A 21,001-nucleotide genomic window follows, 5' to 3' on the forward strand; every position below is an offset into this window, starting at 1 on the left:
CGCGAGCAGGCAGCCGGGCGTGGCATCCAGCGCCGCCAGCATCGCGGCGACAGCCGGCGCGAGGCCGCAGGCCGCAACGGTCAGGTCGTTGCCGCGCGCGGCAAGCAGCGCGGCGAGCGCGGCGGCATCGGCCGGTGCCTCGGCAAAGCGCGCGGCCTCCGAGAAGGGGCCCGATCGCGCCTGGAAGACCGCGGCGGTCGGCAGTGGCACGCCGGGATTCACGAGGACGAGATGAGCCGGCGGCAACGGCGGCACAGGTGCTAATTCTTCGCCGATTCCGCCGACGAAGCAGGGCGATCCGGCGAGGCAGACGGGCAGGTCGGCACCGAGCATCAACGCGATCCGATCGAGCTGCTTCTCGCCCGGCCTGATCTTCCAAAGCCGCATCAGCGCGAGCAGCGTGGCGGCCGCATCGGCGGAGCCGCCGCCGACGCCGGCCGCGACCGGCAACCGCTTCGTCAGGCGGATCGTCGCACCAGTCCGATTATCCGATCCGAAGGCCTCAGCCAGGAAACGGGCCGCGCGCAGGACGAGGTTGTCGTCATCGGACGGCAGGCGGTCGGCGAACGGCCCGTCCACCGCGAGCGTGAGGTCGGGCGCCGCCTCCACCGTCACGCTGTCGCCCACGCCCGCGAAAACGATCAGGCTGTCGAGCCGATGCAGACCGTCGGCACGGCGGCCGAGAAGATGCAGATAGAGATTGACCTTGGCGGGGGCGTCGACACGGACGGTTCGCCGAGCCGAGGTCGCCCCGCTGTCAACCTCCATCGGCGCCCAAATCAACTACCGGAGGCGTGCGTGCTGGCGAGTCCGCGCTCGATCTTCGACTCGATATGCGGAATCTGCTCCGCCTCGGGCTCGAAATTCAGCGCCCGCGTCCATTGGAAGCGGGCCTCATTCCGCCGCCCGACCTTCCAATAGGCGTCGCCGAGATGATCGTTGATCACCGGGTCCGTCGGGTTCAGCTCGACCGCCCGCTCCAGATATTTCACCGCCTTGCCATAGTCGCCGAGGCGGTAAAGCACCCAGCCGAGGCTGTCGACGATGTAGCCGTCCTGCGGCCGCAGGTCGACCGCGCGACGCAGCATGTCCAGCGCGCGGTCATAGTTCTGGCCCTTCTCGACCCAGGAATAGGCGAGATAATTCATTACATAGGGATGCTCGGGCTCCAGCTCGAGCGCCTTCAGGAAATCGGCCTCGGCAAGCGGCCACTGGTCGCTGCGCTCGCGCGCGATGCCGCGAAAATACAATGTCGACCAATGCTGCGGCTCAAGCTTGGCGATCCGGTCCACGGCGACGTCATAGGCTTCCGCGGCCTCGGCAAAGCGCTCCTTGCTGCGAAGCAGATTGCCCAGCCGCAGCGGCGCGTCCTGTCGATCCGGCCGCTCCTCCGACATTGCCCGGAGCGTTGCGATGGCCTCCTCCGTCTCGCCGAGCATATCGAGGCACTCGGCAATATTGAGGCGCGCCTGCCAGTGCAGCGGCGAACTCCGCGGAATGTCCCGGTAGGCCTCGACCGCATCGGCGATCCGCTCCTGCCCGATAAGAATGTCGCCCAGCAGCATCTGCGCGATCGGAAGCTGCGGACGCATGTCGAGCGCCATGCGGGTATAGATCAGCGCCAGGTCGCTCGCGTTCTCCTGATAGAGTACCGTCGCGAGGTCGAACAGCGCCTCGGCAAACCCCTCGCGCAACGTCGCCACGACCGGGGGCGGCGGCGTGTCGGACTCGAGCGACCGCAGCAGCGGCTCGATCAGCACCGTTCCCAGATTCTGCGCGGCGTATTCCCGATAGAGGGTCCGCGCCTCATCCGAACGGCCGTGCTGCTGATAGAAGCTTCCCAGAAGCTCGACCAGCCGGAACGACGGTTGCACCGCATCGTCGATCGCCGCCCGATAGCTCTTCTCCGCGTCGGCCAACCGACCGGCGCGTTCGTTCAGCAGACCGGCATGTAGGTGATAGACCGGCGTGAAGCCGTCCACCTCGCTCAACGGGGCCAAGATGGCGAGCGCGGGATCGATGCCCTCGAGTTCGAGCGCAAGCCAAGCCTGCAGGATCGGCGTGATGAACTTGCTGAGGCCGTCGGACGGCATCTCCGCAAGCTGTACCTTCGCCGCCTCCAGATTGCCGGCTGAAACCTCCGCCAGAACGACGGACAATCCCGCCGTTGAAATGTCGGCATTGCGCGCCTCCAGCCGACGGGCGAGTTCCGCCGCTTCGGCCATGCGGCCTTCGCTGGCCATCAGCAGATAGGTGTTCTGCAGCAACTCCAGATTCTGCGGATCGTCCGCCAACACGAGGGCCATGAAGTCGGCGGCCGAATCGAGATCGCGCTCGTTTTGGGCATGGCGGCCGGCCAGATATTGGCCGAATGTCGATGTGCCCATCGGCAGGGCGGCAGTTGCGGCGCCGGTCTCGGTGGTCGCGCCCCCGCTCGCCGCACAGGCGGGCAACAGCAGCAATCCCGCAAGCATGCCGCGGCTCAGCAGCAAAGGCAGAGATCGGCTCTTCAGGATTCTTCTCACATGAAACTCCTTCGGAAGCGGCCGATTTCGGACCGGCCGCCACGGGTATGTCGGGGGGCCGGCCGGATCTGCCTCATTCTGCCGCTCGAAAACCCAATACGTCCACAGCTTAACGCATGGCAGCTTAACGAATGCCAAACCTTAACGAACGATCGGCGACTCCGCCACCCCTCGAAAGCCCCCCGAGGGCGCCTGGTGAGAATCTAGTGAGAAGCCTTGGGTGGGGCTACATGTTCGGATAGTTCGGCCCTCCGCCGCCCTCGGGAACGACCCAGTTGATGTTCTGCTGCGGATCCTTGATGTCGCAGGTCTTACAGTGCACGCAGTTCTGGGCGTTAATCTGCAGGCGCGGATTGTCTCCGGCCGCGTCGCGCACGATTTCATAGACGCCGGCCGGGCAATAACGCTGCTCCGGCGCGTCATAGAGCGCAAGGTTGACGGTGATCGGAACCGCCGGATCCTTCAGCGTCAGGTGGCTCGGCTGGTTCTCCTCATGGTTCGTGCCGGAGAGGAAGACCGAGGACAGCCGATCGAAGGTGACCTTGCCGTCCGGCTTCGGATAGTCGATGCGCGGCGCGGCGCTGGCCTTCCTGAGCGTCGTGTTGTCGGCATGGTGATGGAAGGTCCAGGGCGCCCGTCCACGCAGCAGGTAGGTGTCGACCGCCGAATAGGCAAGCCCGCCCCACAGGCCGCGCTGGAAGGACGGCCGGATATTGCGGACCTTGGCGAGTTCGTCCCACAGCCAGCTCTGCTTCAACCGCTCCGGATAGGTGGTCAGCTCGCCCACCGCCTCCCCCGCCGGCTCAGCTTGGCGCAGCGCATCGAACGCCGCTTCCGCCGCAACCATCGCGGATTTCATCGCGGTATGCGTACCCTTGATCTTCGGCACGTTCAGGAAACCGGCGGCGCAGCCGACCAGGACGCCGCCAGGCACCGTCAGCTTCGGGATCGACTGGAAGCCGCCCTCGTTGAGGGCGCGCGCGCCATAGGCGACGCGCCGCCCGCCCTCGAAGATCGGGCGGATCGCCGGATGCGTCTTGAAGCGCTGCATCTCGTCGAACGGGCTGAGATGCGGGTTGCTGTAGTCGAGCCCGATGACGAAACCGACCGCCACCTGGTTGTTCTCGAGGTGATAGAGGAACGAGCCGCCATAGGTCGACCGATCGAGTGGCCAGCCGACGGTGTGCACCACCTTGCCCTGCTGGTGCTTGGCCGGATCGACCTCCCACAGCTCCTTGATGCCGATGCCATAGGTCTGCGGATCGGCGCCGTCGCGTAAGGAGAACCGCTCAACGAGGCCCTTGGTGAGCGAGCCGCGAGCGCCTTCGGCGAAGAAGGTCAGCCGGCCGTGAAGCTCGACGCCAGGCTGATAGTTGTCCGTCTGCTGGCCATCCTTGCCGATGCCCATATCACCGGTCGCCACGCCCTTGACCCGGCCGCTCTCGTCATAGAGGACCTCGGCCGCGGCGAAACCCGGATAAATCTCGACGCCCAGCTCCTCGGCTTGGCCGGCCAGCCACCGGCACAGATTGCCGAGGCTGACGATATAATTGCCGGAATTGTGCATCTGCGGCGGGGTGGGCAGGCGAATCGCCCGCGTCGCGGTCAGGAATAGGAACTGGTCGTCGGCCGCCGGCGTGTTGAGCGGCGCGCCTTTCTCCTTCCAATCGGGAATCAGCTCGTTCAAGGCGCGCGGCTCGACCACCGCGCCAGACAGGATGTGGGCGCCGACCTCCGACCCCTTCTCGACGATACAGACGGACAGCTCATGCTCCTGCTCGAGGCTGAGCTGCTTCAGGCGAATCGCCGCGGCGAGGCCGGCCGGCCCCGCGCCGACGATCACCACGTCATATTCCATGGCCTCGCGTTGCATATCGATCTCCATCGACTAAACTACACTACAGTTCACGACACTGGCCGCACGGCCGTGTAACATGGGCGCGCACGTCGTTGTAAGTCAGATAATGGCCGTGGCAGGTTATGTCGATGTCCTCCGACAGCGACTCGTTTCAGCGTAGTTCAGACACTTTTCGCGACCTGTTGCGCTGGCAGGTCGACGCCGGTGCCGACGAGGCGATCGGCGAAGTGGCGATTAACCGCTACGCGATCGCGGCCGTGCCGACCTCCCCACAGCCTCCGCCGCCTGAGTCGCGGGCGGCGCCTGCCGCGCCCCGGCCGGCGGTTGTGACAGCCCCGGAAGCCGCCCGGCGCACAGCGCCCGCTGAGGCCGATGACGGGCGCGGTCTCGCGGCATCGGCACGCACGCTGGATGAACTGGAAAAGGCGTTGAACGCCTTCAAGGGATGCGCGCTGAAGGAAACTGCGACCAACACCGTCTTCGGTGACGGCAATCCGGAAGCGCGAATCATGCTTGTCGGCGAGGCGCCAGGCGCCGACGAGGATCGCCTGGGCCGGCCGTTCGTCGGCGTCAGCGGGCAGCTTCTCGACCGGATGCTGGCCTGCATCCAGCTCGACCGCCAGAGCGTCTACATCACCAACGTGGTCTATTGGCGTCCGCCGGGAAACCGGAAGCCGACTGCCGCGGAACTATCCGCCTGCCTTCCCTTCATCGAGCGGCATATCGAGCTGGTATCGCCGGAGATCCTGGTCCTGGTCGGCGGCACGCCGACGAGCGCGCTTCTCGCCCGCAAGGAGGGCATCATGAAGCTGCGCGGCCGATGGTTTCAGTATCAGTCCCCCGGCATGCCCCATCCGATCCCGACGATCCCGACCTATCATCCGGCCTTTCTTCTGCGTCAGGCGAGCCAGAAACGCATGGCTTGGCGGGATCTCCTGGCCATTCGCGAAAAGATCGATGGCCTGGATGCGCAAACGTAACTTGCGCGTCAGAGAGCGAATCCAGACAGCATTCCCCGAGGTCGCCGCTGAATACAGGAAAATTATAAGCTTCTTCTTCGTGTCTGACGCTTAGTACTTAATACCCAAATTTCTTGCCCCAACAGTCGGCTTGTTATAGAAGTCGGCCGATGGGTATTAATAAAAGATTAATGGCTTTCCGCATGAGCGGAAAGCAGCGGATTTGTTTTTTTCTTGTGATGGTGGCGGCCGGAGTCCTGCTGGCCGTGCCGTCCGCTTGGTCACAATCATCGAAGGACTCGGCACGGACCGCGGCACTGCCGCCGGGTGCGGCGGTGGGAGAAGGCAAAGCCGGAATCGCCGAATTTCCGAAGCCGCTCACCGCCATCGACGCGGATCGGTATCGCGACATCTTCCGACTGCAGCGCGAGGGCGATTGGCGCGCCGCGGACGCCCTGATCGGCAGCTTGACCGACCTCCGCCTGCTCGGCCATGTGCTCGCGCAGCGCTATCTCCATCCGACGGCTTACCGCTCGAGCTATCGGGAGTTGCGCGACTGGCTGGCGGCCTATGCCGACCATTCGGACGCGCCCGCGATCTACCGGCTCGCCGTCAAGCGGATGCCGATCGGCGGCACGCCGCCTGCGGAACCGACGGTCTCGATTCCCGCGACCGGAACGCCCGACAAGGCCGTCGAGCCGGAGAGTCCGCATTGGCAGGCCGGGCTCGACGCCTGGCGCCGCGGCGAGATCGCCGCGGCAGCGCGCCACTTCGAGAAGGTGGCTCTCGCCGAGGAAAGATCGCCTTGGAACCAAGCGGCCGGCGCGTTCTGGGCCGCGCGCAGCCATCTTAGGGCGCGCCAGCCGGAGCAGGTCAGTCGCTGGCTGGCGATGGCGGCCGAGCATCCGAGAACCTTCTACGGCCAGATCGCCCGCCGGTCGCTGGGCATGGACTCGGCCTTGGATTGGGAGGTTCGGCCGCTGGTTCAGGCGGAAGCCCGGGCCCTGCTCGGCACACGCGCCGGGCAGCGCGCGCTGGCGCTGCTTCAGATCGACCAGAGGGACAGGGCCGAGCGCGAATTGCGGATTCTGCAGACCCGGGCCGGGCCGGAGCTGGCCGATGCCCTGTTCGCCATCTCGCAGGCAGCGGAGATGCCTGCCCTCGCCTTGCGGCTGGGGGCGGTCGTCAAACTGCGGGAGGGCAAGCCGCTCGACGCGGCGCTCTATCCCCTGCCGGCTTGGCGGCCCGAGGGCGGTTTCATCGTCGACCGTGCGCTGCTCTATGCGCTGATGCGTCAGGAATCGGCCTTCAATCCGGATGCGGAGAGTCCGGCCGGCGCGATGGGCCTGATGCAGCTGATGCCGCAGACGGCGGGCTATATCGCCGGCAACGGGGCCGACTTCACCGGGATGAACCGCCTGGCCCTGCGCGACCCCGCGCTCAACCTGACGCTTGCGCAGAAATATGTCGATTATCTGCTCACCGACGCGGATATCGGCGGCGACCTTCTGCTGCTCGCCGCCGCCTATAACGCCGGCCCGGGCAACCTTGCCAAGTGGCGCGGGCGGTTCAGCTATGAGGACGATCCGCTGCTGTTCATCGAAACCATCCCGGTGCGCGAAACGCGCCTGTTCATCGAGCGGGTGCTGACCAACCTGTGGATCTATCGCGAACGCATGGACCAGCGGGCACCGTCGCTCGACGCCATCGTCGCCGGAGGGTGGCCGGTGTATCATCCGCAGGATTTGGAGACGGCCAGAATAAGGTGACGCTCGCCGGCATCGCACGCGACATTAGAGCGGGCGGTGCTGCGTCCCCTCGCCGGCGGTGACGAACATCAGCTCGCCCGGGGTGCGGACGATGATCCGATGCCATACCCCCTTCGGCACGATGCAGGCCTCTTTCGCCCGCAGCGCGATACGCCGCTCGCCCCCCATCTCCTCCAGGAGGATGTCGGCCGCACCCGACAGAAGATAGAGGAGCTCGTCGCCGGCCGGATGCATCTCCCAATGCGTCATGTCCCCGGTCAAAGGAAAAGCCCCCATAAGCCGCCCACCGACGCGGAGGGCGCCGGACTCGAGCTCGGCCCAAAAATCGGCCGTCAGTTCGATCGGGGTCGTGACGCCTCCATCCTTGAGATCCACATAAGTGCCGGAGAGGTCGAAGGCGGGCTTCTCGGATGTCGTCATGTTTCCTCCCTTGCGATCGCCATCGAACTATGGCTTTCCGCTCCTGTTAACAGCGCTTAGAGTCCGCCCAAGATCTTCAACATCCCGGATCGGTGGCAGGTCATGGCACGTATCGACGAATCCCAACCCTTTCTCCCGGTCAGTATCGCCGTCCTGACCGTCTCGGACACGCGCAGCGAGGTCGACGATAAATCCGGCCGGACCCTGGTCGAGATGATCGAGCGCGACGGCCACAGAGTTGCGGCGCGCACCATCGTCCGCGACGAGATTGAAGCGATCGTGAATCAGCTGCGCGCCTGGATCGCCGATCCCGCGATCGACGTGGTGATCTCGACCGGCGGCACCGGGCTCACCGGCCGGGACGTGACGCCGGAGGCTTTCAAGACGGTCTATGAAAAGGAGATCGAGGGCTTCGGCGAGCTGTTCCGGATGATCAGCTATGGGAAGGTCAAGACCTCGACGATCCAGTCCCGGGCGACCGGCGGCGTCGCCGAAGGCACCTACCTCTTCGCCCTGCCCGGCTCGCCCGGCGCCTGCCGCGACGGCTGGGACGAGATCCTGCGCTGGCAGCTCGACAGCCGGCACCGCCCCTGCAACCTCGTGGAGCTGATGCCGAGGCTGAAGGAGCATCTGACCACGGGCGGATAAGGCATTCTTGCTGCCGGCGACCGACCTTCCATCAATACAGGCCCGCAGCGAAGCATTGCATCGTATGTTCTTGATTTGTTCTAGATTTGCGAATAGCATTTCTGGATGGGCGTTACCGATACCGAACCGCCGGATTCGATTCCCGACGACCGGTTGCCGGACCAGCCGCTGAAAGGGCGCGGCGCCGTCAGCAACCGGAGCGGCCGGTTCGAGGCGGCAGCGCGCGAGGCAAGCGACGACGGCTGGCGCATCGACGAGAGCGACGACGATCTGCCGCCGCTGCGCACGACGGTCATGCCGGATGCGAGCCGGACGGTGATCGCCCGCAACCGCTCACCTGACATTCCGTTCGACCGGTCGATCAACCCCTATCGCGGCTGCGAGCATGGCTGCGTCTACTGCTTCGCCCGCCCGACACATGCCTTCCTGGGCTTCTCCCCGGGCCTCGATTTCGAGACGCGGCTGGTAGCGAAGTTCGATGCGCCCGAGCTGCTGGCCAAGGAGCTGAGCGCCAAAAGCTATCGATGCGACGTGATGGCGCTCGGCACCAACACCGATCCCTACCAGCCGATCGAGCGCGAGCATCGCATCACCCGCCGCGTTCTCGAGGTGCTGGCCGCCTTCAACCATCCCGTCGCGATCGTCACCAAGTCAACGCTGGTGACACGGGACATCGACATCCTGGCGCCGATGGCGGCCAAGGGCTTGGCCCAGGTCTGCATCTCAGTCACGACGCTGGATCGCGAGCTCGCCCGGCGGATGGAGCCGCGGGCCGCGACGCCCGGCCGGCGGCTCGCCACCATCGGCACTCTCGCCGCGGCCGGCATCCCCACGGGCGTGATGGCGGCGCCGATGATCCCGGCGCTGAACGATTCCGAGCTGGAGGCGATCCTTCAGACCGCCGAGACGGCGGGCGCGACCAGCGCCGCCTATGTGCTGCTGCGCCTGCCGCTCGAGATCAAGGATCTATTCGCGGAATGGCTCGAAGCCCATGCGCCCGGCAAGGCGAAGCATGTGATGAGCCTGGTCCGGCAGATGCGCGGCGGCCGGCTCAACGATCCCGATTTCGGCAGCCGGTTCGCCGGCGACGGCCCCTATGCCGCGCTGCTACGCCAACGCTTCCGTCTCGCCTGCCGCCGCCTCGGCCTCAATAAGCGGTCCTACCGGCTCGATTGCTCGCAGTTCCGCCCGCCGCCCCCGGCTGGAGAGCAGTTCAGATTGCTGTAGATCCGACCGGACCAATCGAATCTTCGGCAATAACAATCGATCAAGAATTGTCCTGGAGAATGGCGCGGAGAACGCCTGACTGCGGCGATCCGCGGATGCGCCGTCGCGCTCTTATGCTAGGGTGCCACCATGCATGGCCATGAATCGTTGACCGGCCTCGCGATCGTCGCCCTCGCGGCGCTGGTTTGCGGCATGGTCATGACCCGCCTGAAACAGCCGGCAGTCGTCGGCTACATCCTGGCGGGCATCCTGCTTGGGCCCTCTGCGCTCGGCTTCGTCGAGAATCGCGACCATGTTCAACTGCTCGCCGAGTTGGGCGTGCTGATGCTGCTGTTTCTGGTCGGCATGGAGCTGTCTCTGCGCAGCTTCAAGGCGATCTGGCGGGTGGCGCTGCTCGCGACCCTGATGCAGATCGGCGGCGGCGTGCTGGTAATGCTGGCGGTGTCGCGGGTGCTCGGCTGGTCGGTGGAGCTGGCGATCCTTCTCGGCTTCGTGGTCGCCCTCAGCAGCACGGCCGTCACCATCAAGATGCTGCAGGATATCGGCGAGCTGCGCACGCAGACCGGGCAGATCACGCTCGGCATCCTGATCGCCCAGGATCTCGCCGTGGTGCCGATGATGATCGTCGTCGGCAGCATGGCCGGCGCCGGATTCGGCTGGGCCGCCCTGGCCAAGGTCGCGCTGTCGATCGGCTTTCTCGCGCTGCTGATTCTTTATCTCAGCCGGCGCCGGCGGGTGGCGCTGCCTTTCGCCTCGGTCGTGCGCGGCAGCGCCGACCTGACGCCCCTGGTGGGCTTGGTCTTCTGCTTCGGCGCGGCGTCGATCACCGGCCTCCTCGGCCTGTCGCCGGCCTATGGCGCGTTCATCGGCGGTCTTGTGCTGGGCAACAGCACGGCGCGGCCGGTGATGATCCGCAGCACGGCGCCGATCCAGAGCGTGCTGCTGATGATCTTCTTCCTGTCGATCGGCCTGCTGCTTGACCTCGGCTTCCTGCGCGACAATCTGGGCGAAGTCCTGGTCCTGCTGCTGATGGTGACGGTGGTGAAGACAGTCTTCAATGTCGGAACGCTGCGGCTGCTCGGCGAGCCTTGGGCCCGCGCCTTTCTCGCCGGCGTTCTGCTGGCGCAGCTCGGCGAGTTCTCGTTCCTGCTGGCTGCCATCGGCCTGGGGAACGGCCTGATCGATTCCTACAATCACAGTCTCATCGTCGCCGTGACCGTGCTGTCGCTGATGATCAGCCCGTTCTGGCTCGAGAGCGCGCGGCGCCTTCACCGGATGACGCTGCTCGGCATCACCTCGAGCCGCGAGATCCTGCGGCTGCTCTATGGCGACGAGACCCGCGCCTTCGTCCAGTTTTCCGGCCGGATGGGACGCGGCGCCGTTGCAGCGGCGCGGGCCGTCGGCCGCCGCGCGCGCCGGCTGCGCGCAGAACGGCTCGACGCCCAGGGGCAAGAGCGGGTACAAGACACCGCTGCGGAGCATAGCGAAGGGCGGAGCGAGCCGCCCGCCGAAGAGGCGCGGGATCCTAGATCGGACAATGGACGGGAAGCGGCGCGTGCCTGACTTCACCTTCGAACACGCCGCCGGTTGCATCGATGGCCGGCTCGTCGCCGGGATCGACGAGGTCGGCCGCGGGCCGCTGGCCGGTCCGGTGGTGGCCTGCGCGGTGATCCTCGATGCAACCCGGCTGCCGATGGACCTCGCGCTGCGGATCGACGATTCCAAGGCGCTTCGCCCCGTCGCACGCCGCGAGCTGTTCCTGCGGCTCCAGGAGCACGCGCAGCTCGGCATCGGCGCGGCCAGCGTCGAGGAGATCGACGGGCTGAACATCCTGGCCGCCAGCCTTCTCGCCATGCGGCGAGCGGTGGAGAGCCTCCCCGTATCGCCGGACGTCGCGCTGGTGGATGGGAACCAGGCGCCGGACCTGCGCTGCCCCGCGCGCACGGTGGTCAAGGGGGACCAGCTCAGCCTCTCCATCGCCGCCGCCTCGATCATCGCCAAGGTGACGCGAGACCGGATCATGGCGGATCTCGCCCAGACCCATCCGGGCTATGGCTGGGAGCGCAATGCCGGCTATGGCACGGCCGAGCACCGGGCGGCGCTGGAACGGCTCGGCGCCACGCCGGAGCACCGCCGCTCGTTCCTGCCCGTCAGGCAATGTCTCAGTCGCCAGCGCCAAGGGCCTGATTCGCAAGACTCTTGACGGCCGAATCGTCCTGACTCATGGTGCAGGCCATGACCAGCCAGGCGGAACCCTCCCCCGACCAGCCTGCTTCCGGCCCCGCGGCCGACGAGATTCTCGTCGGCGACTGCACCGCCGTGATGAACGGCCTGCCGGAAAAGTCTGTCGACATGATCTTCGCCGACCCGCCCTACAACCTGCAGCTCGAGGGCGATCTGCGCCGGCCGAACAACAGCCGCGTCGATGGGGTGGATCAGGCCTGGGACAAGTTCGACGATCTCGCGACCTATGACCGCTTCACCTCGGATTGGCTCGGCGCCGCCCGCCGCATCCTGAAGGATGACGGCACCCTCTGGGTGATCGGCAGCTATCACAACATCTTCCGCGTCGGCGCACGGCTTCAGGATCTGGGGTTCTGGATCCTCAACGACGTGATCTGGCGGAAGACCAACCCGATGCCCAACTTCCGCGGCCGTCGCTTCACCAACGCGCATGAGACGCTGATCTGGTGCGCCAAAGGCCGCGAGGCGCGCTACACCTTCAACTACGCGGCGATGAAGGCGCTGAACGACGAGCTGCAGATGCGCAGCGACTGGCTGCTGCCGATCTGCAATGGCGGCGAGCGGCTGAAGGACGAAGACGGCCGCAAGGTGCATCCGACGCAGAAGCCGGAAGCGCTCCTGCATCGGGTGATCCTGGCGGCGACCCGGCCCGGCGATCTGGTGCTCGACCCCTTTTTCGGCACCGGAACGACCGGCGTCGTCGCCAAGCGGCTCGGCCGGCACTATCTGGGCATCGAACGCGATCCGGACTATATCGCGGCGGCGCAGGCGCGGCTGGCCGCGACCTCGGCAATCGTCGATCCGGAACTGATCGGCTCGCGCTCGAAGCGCGAGGAGCCGCGCATTCCCTTCGGCTGGCTGGTCGAGCGGGGCCTGCTCGCTCCCGGAGATATCCTCATCAGCCCGAACCGCCGCTGGACCGCCCGGGTCCGCGCCGACGGCACGCTGATGACCGCGGAATTCCGCGGCTCGATCCATCAGGTCGGCGCCCAGGTCCAGGGCGCGCCGGCCTGCAACGGCTGGCAGTTCTGGTGCAAGGAGGAGGCTGGCGAGCTCCGCCCGATCGACCTGCTGCGGCAGAAGCTGCGCGCTGAGCTTGCGTAAAAATAAGGTGGGCCCCACCCTCGGACCCGCCGTCGAGGCTGCCGATCGCCCGGTTTACGCCGTCTTGCCCCGGCGCCTTGCAATGAAGCCGAGGCCGAAGAGACCAGCCCCGAGCATGGCCATGGTCCCGGGCTCCGGCACCTCGGTTACCTGAACGATGTCGCCGTTCAGAACCGGCAGAACCGCCTTGTAGCCGGCAGTGCCGTCGGCCTCGTTGATCGGGAAATCCGGATTGGGGACGCCGGCGCCCTCCGGCAATGTCAGCCCATGTACCACCAGGTGGCGCAGTTCCAACGCCGATGGATCGAGACTGTCTCCCAGGAGAGCGGTTATGTCGAATTGCTGGCTGGTCGGGTCCAGCGGATCGACCGTCCCGTAGAGACTCGAATCGTGGAGGTCGAACACCTCGACCGCGTCGTAGGTGCCGTCGGCCTCGGCCCGGAACGCACCCAGATCAAGGATGACCGGCCCATAGGTCTGAGCCCCCTCCAGAAACTCGATGAAGTTATCGTTGTCAACGTCCTGGGCCAGCGTCGGAATGGTCGATTCAAGCGGCTGAAGGTTCGCATCGACATTGCCGTGAATGTGACGCGGGTGATCCTGACCAATCTCGAGACCGCTGAGCTGGAAGTGCGTCGTCAACGTGCGGTTGTCCAAATCCAGCGTCAAATCCACGGTGCCGCTGGCCGGGTTCGGCACCCCGGTTTGTGACTCGGGGTTGATGTTGACCATCGGAGCGGTGAATTGTATCGGGGCGGCCAAGGCCAAGGATGGGGCTGCCGCAAGAACGCCGACAGCCAATATCGCGAATAGTCGCATGAGGCTTTCTCCCTGATGCGAGTTGGCGCAACACCGTCAGGAACAACATGCGGGGCAAAAGAATGTTCCAGCGGCCGGTCGCTTTCAGCCGATCTGAAAAAAGAAACCACATAGGTGCATCCGAGCCGGCGACCTGTTCGTAGAGGGGAGACGGATCGGCTGAAGGCCGGCCGCCAATGCTTGGCTACCTTCGCCCGCAGCTCTCCCGATCCGAACGCACTCTGCCCAGAAATCGACCATGGGCAGAGGTATGTTCGTCCGGCGGCGGTGAGGCCCGCGACACCCCTATACCGCCGTCGGCGGACTGCCCTTGTGGGGCAAAAAAAACCCGCGCGTAGGGCGGGGCTCCACGATCGACCAACTGCGCCTCGGTCATTGTTGCTCGGCGACATCCATGATGGCTTCGCCCGGATCGCCGGCGTAATCGCGTGGCACGTCGAAGACCAGCTTTTGGGTATTCTCCGGCGGGTTGCCCTGCATCATCGCCTGCATCGCATCGGCGTAGGCCTGCCGGGCCTCCTCCACGCTCTTGTTGCCCTGAAGGATATCATTGGCGAGATTGATCGCGAGGAGATTGGCGGCCTCCTTGTCGCAGCGCGCCATTATTTCGCCCTTGGTGCGTTCCACGATGACGCTGCCATCGTAATTGGCCAACTCGTCGAACATATCGGGAGCGACGCCGTAGGGAACGACCTGCTCGAGCACGTCCTTGTGCGGCATCGGGAAATCGTGCGGGATCTCCTCCTTGTAGACGGTCGTGCGCAGCCACGGCCCGTTGTCGAACCAGATCAACCGGCTGGGGGTCGCCTCCTGGGGCTGCCCGTATTTTTCGATCATCGCTTTGGCGGCCTCGGTCGCGCTCTCGGGCCAATCCTGGATGATCTGATTGACGGTGGCTTCATCCGGCTGCCCGCCCGGCGCGGCTGTCTGGGCTGCCGCAGGCGTGACGAGTGCACCGGTCGTCGCACCGGCAGCAATGCCAGCCACCAGAAACGAGCGACGGTCGAATTTCTGCCTCTCAGCCTGTCCACACATGTCTTTCTCCTTTCATCCGATGACGATAAGAACATGGACACACAAACCGAGGGATCGACCCAATCGCAGCGATCACGAATCGTTCACCGATGATTCACCCTTGGCGGCATCTTTCGACGCATGGCGGGCAGAACAAACCTGCGGGCGTTCGGCCGCAGATCGACGAGCCTCGATAAATTCCTTTCGCTAGGACTTACCCAGCGCGTGCCGGGCGATCTTCTTCATGACCGTCGGCAGGGCGTGTTCGGAAAGGCGATCGATCGGACACCAGAGACCCGCACCATCATCTTCGGCTTCGGCAACTCGCCCGGCCAACAGAGTCAATTCGAGATTGAAGTGCGTGAAGGCGTGCCGCACGCGCCCGGCGAGCGGCACCCAGCTTGCGGGGACGGGAGCCAGCGCCGTCGCTTCCTCGACTGTCCAGGGCGCCGAGCGCCAGTCCGTCGACGGAACTTCTATCATGCCGCCGAGCAGCCCGGTTTCCGGCCGGCGGCGCAGCAGAACCGCGCCCGCTTCGTTCACCGCCCAGAAGGCGACGCCGTGGCGCGTCGGCTTCTTCGCCTTAGGCGCCTTGGCGGGCAGCGCCTCCGCCGTTCCGGCTGCCCGGGCGGCACAGGCCTCGGCCCAGGGGCAGAGCAGGCATTTCGGCTTGCGCGGAACGCAGACCGTGGCGCCGAGATCCATGATCGCCTGGGCGTAGTCTCCGGAGCGGTCCCCCGGCGTGAGGCTTTCGGCCAGCCGCCGGAGTTCCGCCTTCGCCGCGGGCAGCGGCGTCGTCACCGCGAACAGCCGCGCGATCACCCGTTCGACATTGCCGTCGACGACCGTCGCGCGCCGCCCGAAGGCGATCGCCGCGATCGCCGCCGCGGTATAGGCGCCGACGCCGGGCAGCCGGCACAACTCCGCCTCGTCGCTCGGAAAGCGGCCGCCATAATCCTGCGTGACGACCTGCGCGCATCGATGGAGGTTGCGCGCCCGGGCATAATAGCCAAGGCCCTGCCAAGCGTGCAGAACGGCGTCGAGATCGCTCGCGGCGAGAGCCTGTACCGTCGGCCAGCGGCGCAGAAACTCCTGATAGTACGGGGCGACGGCCACCACCGTCGTCTGCTGCAGCATAATTTCGCTGAGCCAGACCCGATAGGGGTCCGCCGGCTCGCCCGGTCGCGCCCGCCACGGCAAGATGCGCGCATGGCGGTCGTACCAGGTCAGCAGGCGATGCGGAAGATCCACCGCGTCGAAACTATGGCGGGGCTGCATGATGTCTTGCGGAGCGAGTCGCTGTTGCGTGAAGATGCCGAGGCGGCATTCCAATAAATGGACCGGCCAATAAATGGGCCAGACTGGGCCAATGGGCAAGGTGATGAGCAAACCCGGGGGCAAGGCGGTGCGACCGAAGCCGGAGCGCGAGACGACCGAGCGGCGCGGGAGCCTGCGATCGCTCGCGGCGATGCTGCCCAAAGTCGCGCGATCGGCTCTCGGCCAGCGCGGCTTCGCGGAGAACGGGATCATCACGGACTGGCCGGCAATCGTCGGCCCGACGCTCGCGGCCCGCAGCGCGCCCGTCAAGCTCGCCTTCCCGCCCGGTCAGCGGCGGGAAGCGACGCTGACGGTCCGCGTCGGCGGCTCGCTCGCCCTCGAGCTGCAGCATCTCGAGCCCCTGATCCTCGAGCGCCTGAACGGCTATTTCGGATATCGCGCTGTCGGCCGGCTGAAGATCCAGCAGGGACCCTTGCCGATACCGCCCAACGCACGGGCAGACCCGCCGCCGCTCGAGCCCGTCGAGGAAGCCGAGATCGCGCGTGATGTCGCGACGATCGCCGACGAGCGCCTGCGCGAAGCACTGGCCGGTCTCGGCCGGGCGGTCCGGCGCGACGGCAAGGCGCCGCGCCGGCGCTGAGATCGAGCCCGAGGATCGCCGCCGGGGATCGTTAATAAGGATTGCGCGAGGCCGCGAATCCTGCGAAATAGCCGGCCAGCATCGGCTTTCATCGAAAGTCGATCTGCCGGAAGTCAATCAAGGACCCGATCCACGAGCGTGCTGCGATCGGGTATTGGGGGCGGCGCACGGCGCCTTGCCGTTGCCGCGCGAGTGGAACATTCAGGCGCACGGTGACGTGCGGATCGGAGGCAAGGGTGCGCAATTTCTGGGCAGGCGCAGCCGTGGTGGTGGTGCTGGGTGTCGCGGTCGGCGGCTGGCAGACCTTCGGCGGCAACGAGGAGCCGGAATCGCCAATCTCGGCAGTTGCGAGTTCCGACGTAACCACAACCGAAACGCCACCCGCGACCGTGACCGAGGCCACCGCATCGACGGCGCCGGCCACGGTGCAGCTTGCCCAGGATACGGACCAGGCGGCGGTGCAGCCCGATGACCGGGTCCTTGGCGAAGCCGATGCGCCGGTCACGATCATCGAATACGCCTCGCTCACCTGCCCCCACTGCGCGAGCTTCCATAGCGAGACGCTGCCGAAGCTGAAGTCCGAATATATCGACAAGGGGCAGGTCCGCCTCGTCTTCCGGGATTTCCCGCTCGACCAGCGGGCGCTGCGCGCCAGCATGCTGGCGCGTTGCATGCCGGAAAACCGCTATTTCAGCATGCTGGACGTGCTGTTCCGCACCCAGCGCGATTGGGCGACCGCCGAGGATCCGATGGCGGCGTTGTCACAGATCGCCCGGCTCGGGGGAATGAGCCAGGAGGAATTCGACCGCTGTATGGCGAACGAGGCAATGGTCGAGAACATCCTGACCGGCCTGCAGGCCGCCCAGAGCGAATTCGACATCCGTTCGACCCCGAGCTTCATCGTCGACGGGACGACACATGCCGGCGCCCTGTCGTTCGAGCAGTTCGACGAGATCCTCAAGGATCTGCTGCCGGATTCCTGACGGCGGGTTGCGAGCGACGCGGCGGAGCAGCGATTGGTCCAGTTCACAAAACTCCGGCTTACCGGCTTCAAGTCCTTCGTCGAGCAGACCGAGCTGCTGATCGAGCCCGGAATCACCGGAATCGTCGGCCCCAACGGCTGCGGCAAGTCGAACCTGGTCGAGGCCCTGCGCTGGGTGATGGGCGAGACTTCCGCCAAGCGGATGCGCGGCAGCGAGATGGACGACGTGATCTTCGGCGGCAATTCGAACCGGCCGCCGCGCAACGTCGCCGACGTGGTGCTGACGCTCGATAATGCGGCGCGCAAGGTCCCCGCCCAGTTCAACGATTTCGACGAGCTGGAGATCGAACGGCGGATCGAGCGGGGCAGCGGATCGGTCTATCGGGTGAACGGCCGCGAGGCGCGGGCGCGCGACGTGCAGTTGCTGTTCGCCGATGCGGCGACCGGCGCGCACTCGACGGCCCTGGTCAGCCAGGGCCGGGTCGGCGCCATCATCAATGCCAAGCCGACGGACCGGCGGTCGCTGCTCGAAGAGGCGGCCGGGATCACCGGCCTGCATTCGCGCCGGCATGAGGCCGAGCTGCGGCTGCGCGCGGCGGAGGCGAACCTCGCCCGGCTGGACGATGTGATCGTCACGCTGGAGAGCCAGCTTCAGGCCTTGAAGAAGCAGGCGCGCCAGGCAACCCGCTATCGCAACATCAACGATCATGTCCGGCGCGCCGAGGCCGTGCTGCTGCACCTGCAATGGCTCGAGGCGGCAGCGGCGACGGAGACGACGGCGACGGCGCTCACCGCGGCGGAAGCGCAGGTGACGGCCTTGACCGCGACCGCCGCGGCCGCCGCGACCGAGCAAGGCGAGGCGGCAGTGGCGCTGCCCGAACTGCGCCGCACGGAGGCGGAAGCCGCCGCGGAGCTGCAGCGCCTCAACCTCGCCCGCGAGGGGCTCGATCAGGAGGAAGCGCGCGTCGAGGCCGCCCGCGCGGAGGCGAGCCGCCGGCTCGCCCAGATCGACGACGACATCCGCCGCGAAACCGCCTTGGCCGCGGACGCCGCGGCAGCGCAGGCGCGGTTGGAGAGCGAGCAGGAGGACCTGACCGAAGCGGCGATGCGCGAGAAGTCGGCGGCGGAAGAGGCCGTCGAGGCGGTCGCCGCGGCGCAGGCCGCCGTCGAGGCCTGCGAAGGCGAGCTGACCGAGCTGACCCAGGAGGTGGCGACCGGCGAGGCGCGTCAAACGGCGCTGGCGCGGCGGATCGCCGATCTGGAGAACCGCCTGATGCGGCTGCGCCAGCGCAGCGCGGAGATCGCCGAGGAACGCAGCCGGCTCGAAGCCGCGGCCCAGGACGATTCGACGCTCGCCCTCGCTCGCGACGCGCTGGATACGGCGGAGGCCGAATTGGAACGCGCCCAGGCAGAGGCAAGCGCGGCGGAGGAGATGCGGCAGTCCGCCGCCGCCGCCGAGGCGACCGCCCGCGATAGCCTGCAGACCGCGCAGACGGCGCGCCAGAAGCTGACCGCGGAGGTCGAGGCGCTGGCCGCGCTATTCGCGGCGACCGACTCGGATCTTTGGCCGCCGCTGATCGATTCGCTGAGCGTGGCGCCGGGATATGAAGCCGCGCTCGGCGCGGCGCTGGGCGACGATTTGACCGCCTCGACCGATGCCGGCGCGCCCGTCCATTGGCTGGTCCCGCCGGAGGATTCCTCGGCGCCCGCTTTGCCCGCGGGCGCCGAACCCTTGTCCCGGCATGTCCGGGGCTCCGCCGCGCTGGCGCGGCGGCTGAGCCAGATCGGCCTTGTCCCCGACGAAGCAGCCGGACGGGCGCTCGCTTCGACACTTGCCCAAGGTCAGCGCCTCGTCACCGCCGACGGGGCGATGTGGCGATGGGACGGCTATACCGTCGTCGCCGGCACGCCGACCGCGGCCGTCACGCGGATGCAGCAGCGCAACCGGCTGCAGGAACTGCGCGGCGAGCTGGAGATGGCAAGCGCCGCGCATGCCGAAGAAGAGGCTCGCTTCGCCGAGGTCCGCTCGGCCGCCGCCACGGCGGCGGACCGCGAGCAGGCCGCGCGCCAGGCGGTGCAGGCGGCCTACGGCGGCGCCAACAAGGCGCGCGAGGCCTTCGCAGGGGCGGAGCGCGCCGCCGCCGCGGCCAATTCTCGCCTGACGGCCCTCGACGAGACGGCGGCGAGCGTGGCCGCCGACTTGGCGGAAGCGGAGGATGACAGCGCTACCGCGCGGGAGGATCAGGCATCGCTGCCCGATCTCGCCGCCGCGCAAGCGCGCGTCGCCCTTCTCCGGCCGCAGCTTGCGGAGAGGCGCGCGGAGCTCATCGAATGCCGTAGCGCCGACGACCGCCTCCGGCGCGAAGCCGAAATGCGCCGCCGTCGCCTGGACGCGATCGCGCAGGAGCGGAGCTCATGGGCGGAACGAGCGGCGGCGGCAATGCGCCAACTCGAGGTTTTCGCGACAAGGCGGGCCGAGCTGGATGAGGACCTGCAACGCCTCGCCGGCCGGCCGGACGAGATCTCCGAACAGCGCCGGGCTTTGGTCGAGCATATCGAAGCCGCCAAGGCGAAGCGGCGGGACGCGGCCGATCGCCTCGCCGAAGCGGAGACGCGGCTGACCGAGGCCGACCGCCGGCTCAGGCAGGAAGAGGCGCGGCTGGCCGAGGCACGGGAAGACCGCGTGCGCGCCGAGGCGGCGGTGGCCCAGGCCAGCCAAACGACCAGCATTCTGACCGAGCGGATCCGCGAGCGGCTCGACTGCGCGCCCGATGAGGTCGCCGCGATCGCCGAACTCGCCGCCGACGCCACTCTTCCGGACCGGCAGGCAGCCGAAACCCGCTTGCAGCGCCTGCTGCGCGAGCGCGATGCGATCGGCCCGGTCAATCTGCGGGCCGAAACCGAAGCCGCCGAGCTCGAGCAGCAGATCACCGGCCTGCAGTCGGAGCGATCCGACCTGATCGCGGCGATCAGCCGCCTGCGGCAGGGCATCGCCAGCCTGAACCGCGAGGGCCGGGAGCGGCTGCTCGCCGCGTTCGAGCTGGTGAACGGCCATTTCGAGCAGCTCTTCATGCATCTGTTCGGCGGCGGTCGCGCGCATCTCAAGCTGACCGAGGCCGAGGACCCGCTGGAAGCGGGGCTCGAGATCATGGCCAGCCCGCCCGGCAAGCGGCTACAGGTGATGTCGCTCCTGTCCGGCGGCGAGCAGGCGCTGACGGCGCTCTCCCTGCTCTTCGCCGTATTCCAGACCAACCCCGCGCCGATTTGCGTGCTCGACGAGGTCGATGCGCCGCTCGACGACGCCAATGTCGATCGCTTCTGCAGTCTGGTCGAGCAGCTCGCCCACAGCACCGCGACGCGCTTCCTCGTCATCACCCACCACCGGATGACCATGGCGCGCGTCGATCGTCTGTTCGGCGTGACGATGGGCGAACGCGGCGTCTCGCAATTGGTTTCCGTCGACTTGCAAGGCGCCATACAGATCCGTGCAAGCGCCTGAACGGGATGTGAAAAT

At 67.0% G+C, this 21,001-nt stretch carries 17 protein-coding genes; 10 read left to right on the forward strand and 7 right to left on the reverse strand.

The annotated features are described in order from the left end of the window. The 3 genes from DT069_RS19980 to DT069_RS19990 form a co-directional block, all read right to left on the reverse strand. Nucleotides 1-768: 4-(cytidine 5'-diphospho)-2-C-methyl-D-erythritol kinase (locus tag DT069_RS19980; protein WP_119462238.1), on the reverse strand; the 768-nt coding region annotated here is incomplete at its 3' end. An 11-nt stretch (nucleotides 769-779) separates the two neighbouring features. Further along, nucleotides 780-2,525: a tetratricopeptide repeat protein gene (locus DT069_RS19985; RefSeq protein ID WP_162913316.1), complete on the reverse strand. Its 1,746-nt coding sequence runs from the start codon at nucleotides 2,523-2,525 to the stop codon at nucleotides 780-782. A 226-nt stretch (nucleotides 2,526-2,751) separates the two neighbouring features. Further along, entirely contained in the window at nucleotides 2,752-4,398 is a 1,647-nt protein-coding gene (locus DT069_RS19990) for an electron transfer flavoprotein-ubiquinone oxidoreductase (RefSeq protein WP_119462239.1), read from the reverse strand. A gap of 113 nt (nucleotides 4,399-4,511) precedes the next feature. Here DT069_RS19990 and DT069_RS19995 point away from each other — a divergent pair, with 113 nt between their 5' ends. Continuing rightward, complete coding sequence (locus DT069_RS19995) at nucleotides 4,512-5,363, forward strand: uracil-DNA glycosylase (protein ID WP_119462240.1); 852 nt, start codon at nucleotides 4,512-4,514, stop codon at nucleotides 5,361-5,363. A 182-nt stretch (nucleotides 5,364-5,545) separates the two neighbouring features. After that, nucleotides 5,546-7,111 (forward strand): lytic transglycosylase domain-containing protein, encoded by a 1,566-nt coding sequence (locus DT069_RS20000; protein WP_162913317.1) that lies wholly within the window; start codon nucleotides 5,546-5,548, stop codon nucleotides 7,109-7,111. A 24-nt stretch (nucleotides 7,112-7,135) separates the two neighbouring features. Here the strand turns inward: DT069_RS20000 and DT069_RS20005 are convergent, their stop codons facing one another. Next, a complete protein-coding gene (locus DT069_RS20005) occupies nucleotides 7,136-7,531 on the reverse strand; it encodes a cupin domain-containing protein (RefSeq protein ID WP_119462106.1) in 396 nt (131 codons plus the stop codon). A 102-nt stretch (nucleotides 7,532-7,633) separates the two neighbouring features. Between DT069_RS20005 and moaB the strand changes: the two genes are divergently transcribed. The 5 genes from moaB (at nucleotide 7,634) to DT069_RS20030 (ending at nucleotide 12,754) form a co-directional block, all read left to right on the forward strand. Then, nucleotides 7,634-8,179 (forward strand): molybdenum cofactor biosynthesis protein B, encoded by a 546-nt coding sequence (moaB, locus tag DT069_RS20010; RefSeq protein WP_119462107.1) that lies wholly within the window; start codon nucleotides 7,634-7,636, stop codon nucleotides 8,177-8,179. A gap of 105 nt (nucleotides 8,180-8,284) precedes the next feature. Further along, nucleotides 8,285-9,406 carry a PA0069 family radical SAM protein gene (locus DT069_RS20015; protein ID WP_119462108.1) on the forward strand — a complete coding sequence of 374 codons (1,122 nt, stop codon included), beginning with the start codon at nucleotides 8,285-8,287 and terminating at the stop codon, nucleotides 9,404-9,406. Between the two features lie 129 nt (nucleotides 9,407-9,535). Next, complete coding sequence (locus DT069_RS20020) at nucleotides 9,536-10,969, forward strand: cation:proton antiporter (protein ID WP_119462109.1); 1,434 nt, start codon at nucleotides 9,536-9,538, stop codon at nucleotides 10,967-10,969. Further along, a complete protein-coding gene (locus tag DT069_RS20025; protein WP_162913318.1) occupies nucleotides 10,962-11,609 on the forward strand; it encodes a ribonuclease HII in 648 nt (215 codons plus the stop codon). The genes DT069_RS20020 and DT069_RS20025 overlap by 8 nt, the downstream gene beginning before the upstream one ends. A gap of 32 nt (nucleotides 11,610-11,641) precedes the next feature. Continuing rightward, nucleotides 11,642-12,754 carry a site-specific DNA-methyltransferase gene (locus DT069_RS20030; protein WP_119462241.1) on the forward strand — a complete coding sequence of 371 codons (1,113 nt, stop codon included), beginning with the start codon at nucleotides 11,642-11,644 and terminating at the stop codon, nucleotides 12,752-12,754. Nucleotides 12,755-12,808: 54 nt separating this feature from the next. Here DT069_RS20030 and DT069_RS25075 read toward each other — a convergent pair whose 3' ends face one another. The 3 genes from DT069_RS25075 to mutY form a co-directional block, all read right to left on the reverse strand. Next, on the reverse strand, nucleotides 12,809-13,573 hold the full coding sequence (locus DT069_RS25075; RefSeq protein WP_425450413.1) for a PEP-CTERM sorting domain-containing protein: 765 nt from the start codon (nucleotides 13,571-13,573) through the stop codon (nucleotides 12,809-12,811). 372 nt (nucleotides 13,574-13,945) lie between these two features. Further along, entirely contained in the window at nucleotides 13,946-14,608 is a 663-nt protein-coding gene (locus DT069_RS20040; protein ID WP_425450414.1) for a hypothetical protein, read from the reverse strand. Nucleotides 14,609-14,794: 186 nt separating this feature from the next. Beyond that, the gene (gene mutY, locus DT069_RS20045) at nucleotides 14,795-15,865 is read right to left on the reverse strand and encodes an A/G-specific adenine glycosylase (RefSeq protein WP_119462244.1); all 1,071 of its coding nucleotides are present in this window, start codon (nucleotides 15,863-15,865) and stop codon (nucleotides 14,795-14,797) included. A 103-nt stretch (nucleotides 15,866-15,968) separates the two neighbouring features. On the opposite strand from mutY, the gene DT069_RS20050 reads away from it, so the two are divergent. The 3 genes from DT069_RS20050 (at nucleotide 15,969) to DT069_RS20060 (ending at nucleotide 20,986) form a co-directional block, all read left to right on the forward strand. Continuing rightward, the gene (locus tag DT069_RS20050) at nucleotides 15,969-16,505 is read left to right on the forward strand and encodes a DUF721 domain-containing protein (protein WP_425450415.1); all 537 of its coding nucleotides are present in this window, start codon (nucleotides 15,969-15,971) and stop codon (nucleotides 16,503-16,505) included. Nucleotides 16,506-16,741: 236 nt separating this feature from the next. Further along, nucleotides 16,742-17,488, forward strand: coding sequence for a DsbA family protein (locus DT069_RS20055; RefSeq protein ID WP_425450416.1), 747 nt, complete (start codon nucleotides 16,742-16,744; stop codon nucleotides 17,486-17,488). A 33-nt stretch (nucleotides 17,489-17,521) separates the two neighbouring features. Continuing rightward, nucleotides 17,522-20,986, forward strand: coding sequence for a chromosome segregation SMC family protein (locus tag DT069_RS20060; RefSeq protein ID WP_119462111.1), 3,465 nt, complete (start codon nucleotides 17,522-17,524; stop codon nucleotides 20,984-20,986). Nucleotides 20,987-21,001: the final 15 nt, after the last annotated feature.

The organism is Virgifigura deserti (assembly GCA_003576685.1).
In the GTDB taxonomy this organism is placed as follows: Bacteria; Pseudomonadota; Alphaproteobacteria; order Dongiales; family Dongiaceae; genus Virgifigura; species Virgifigura deserti.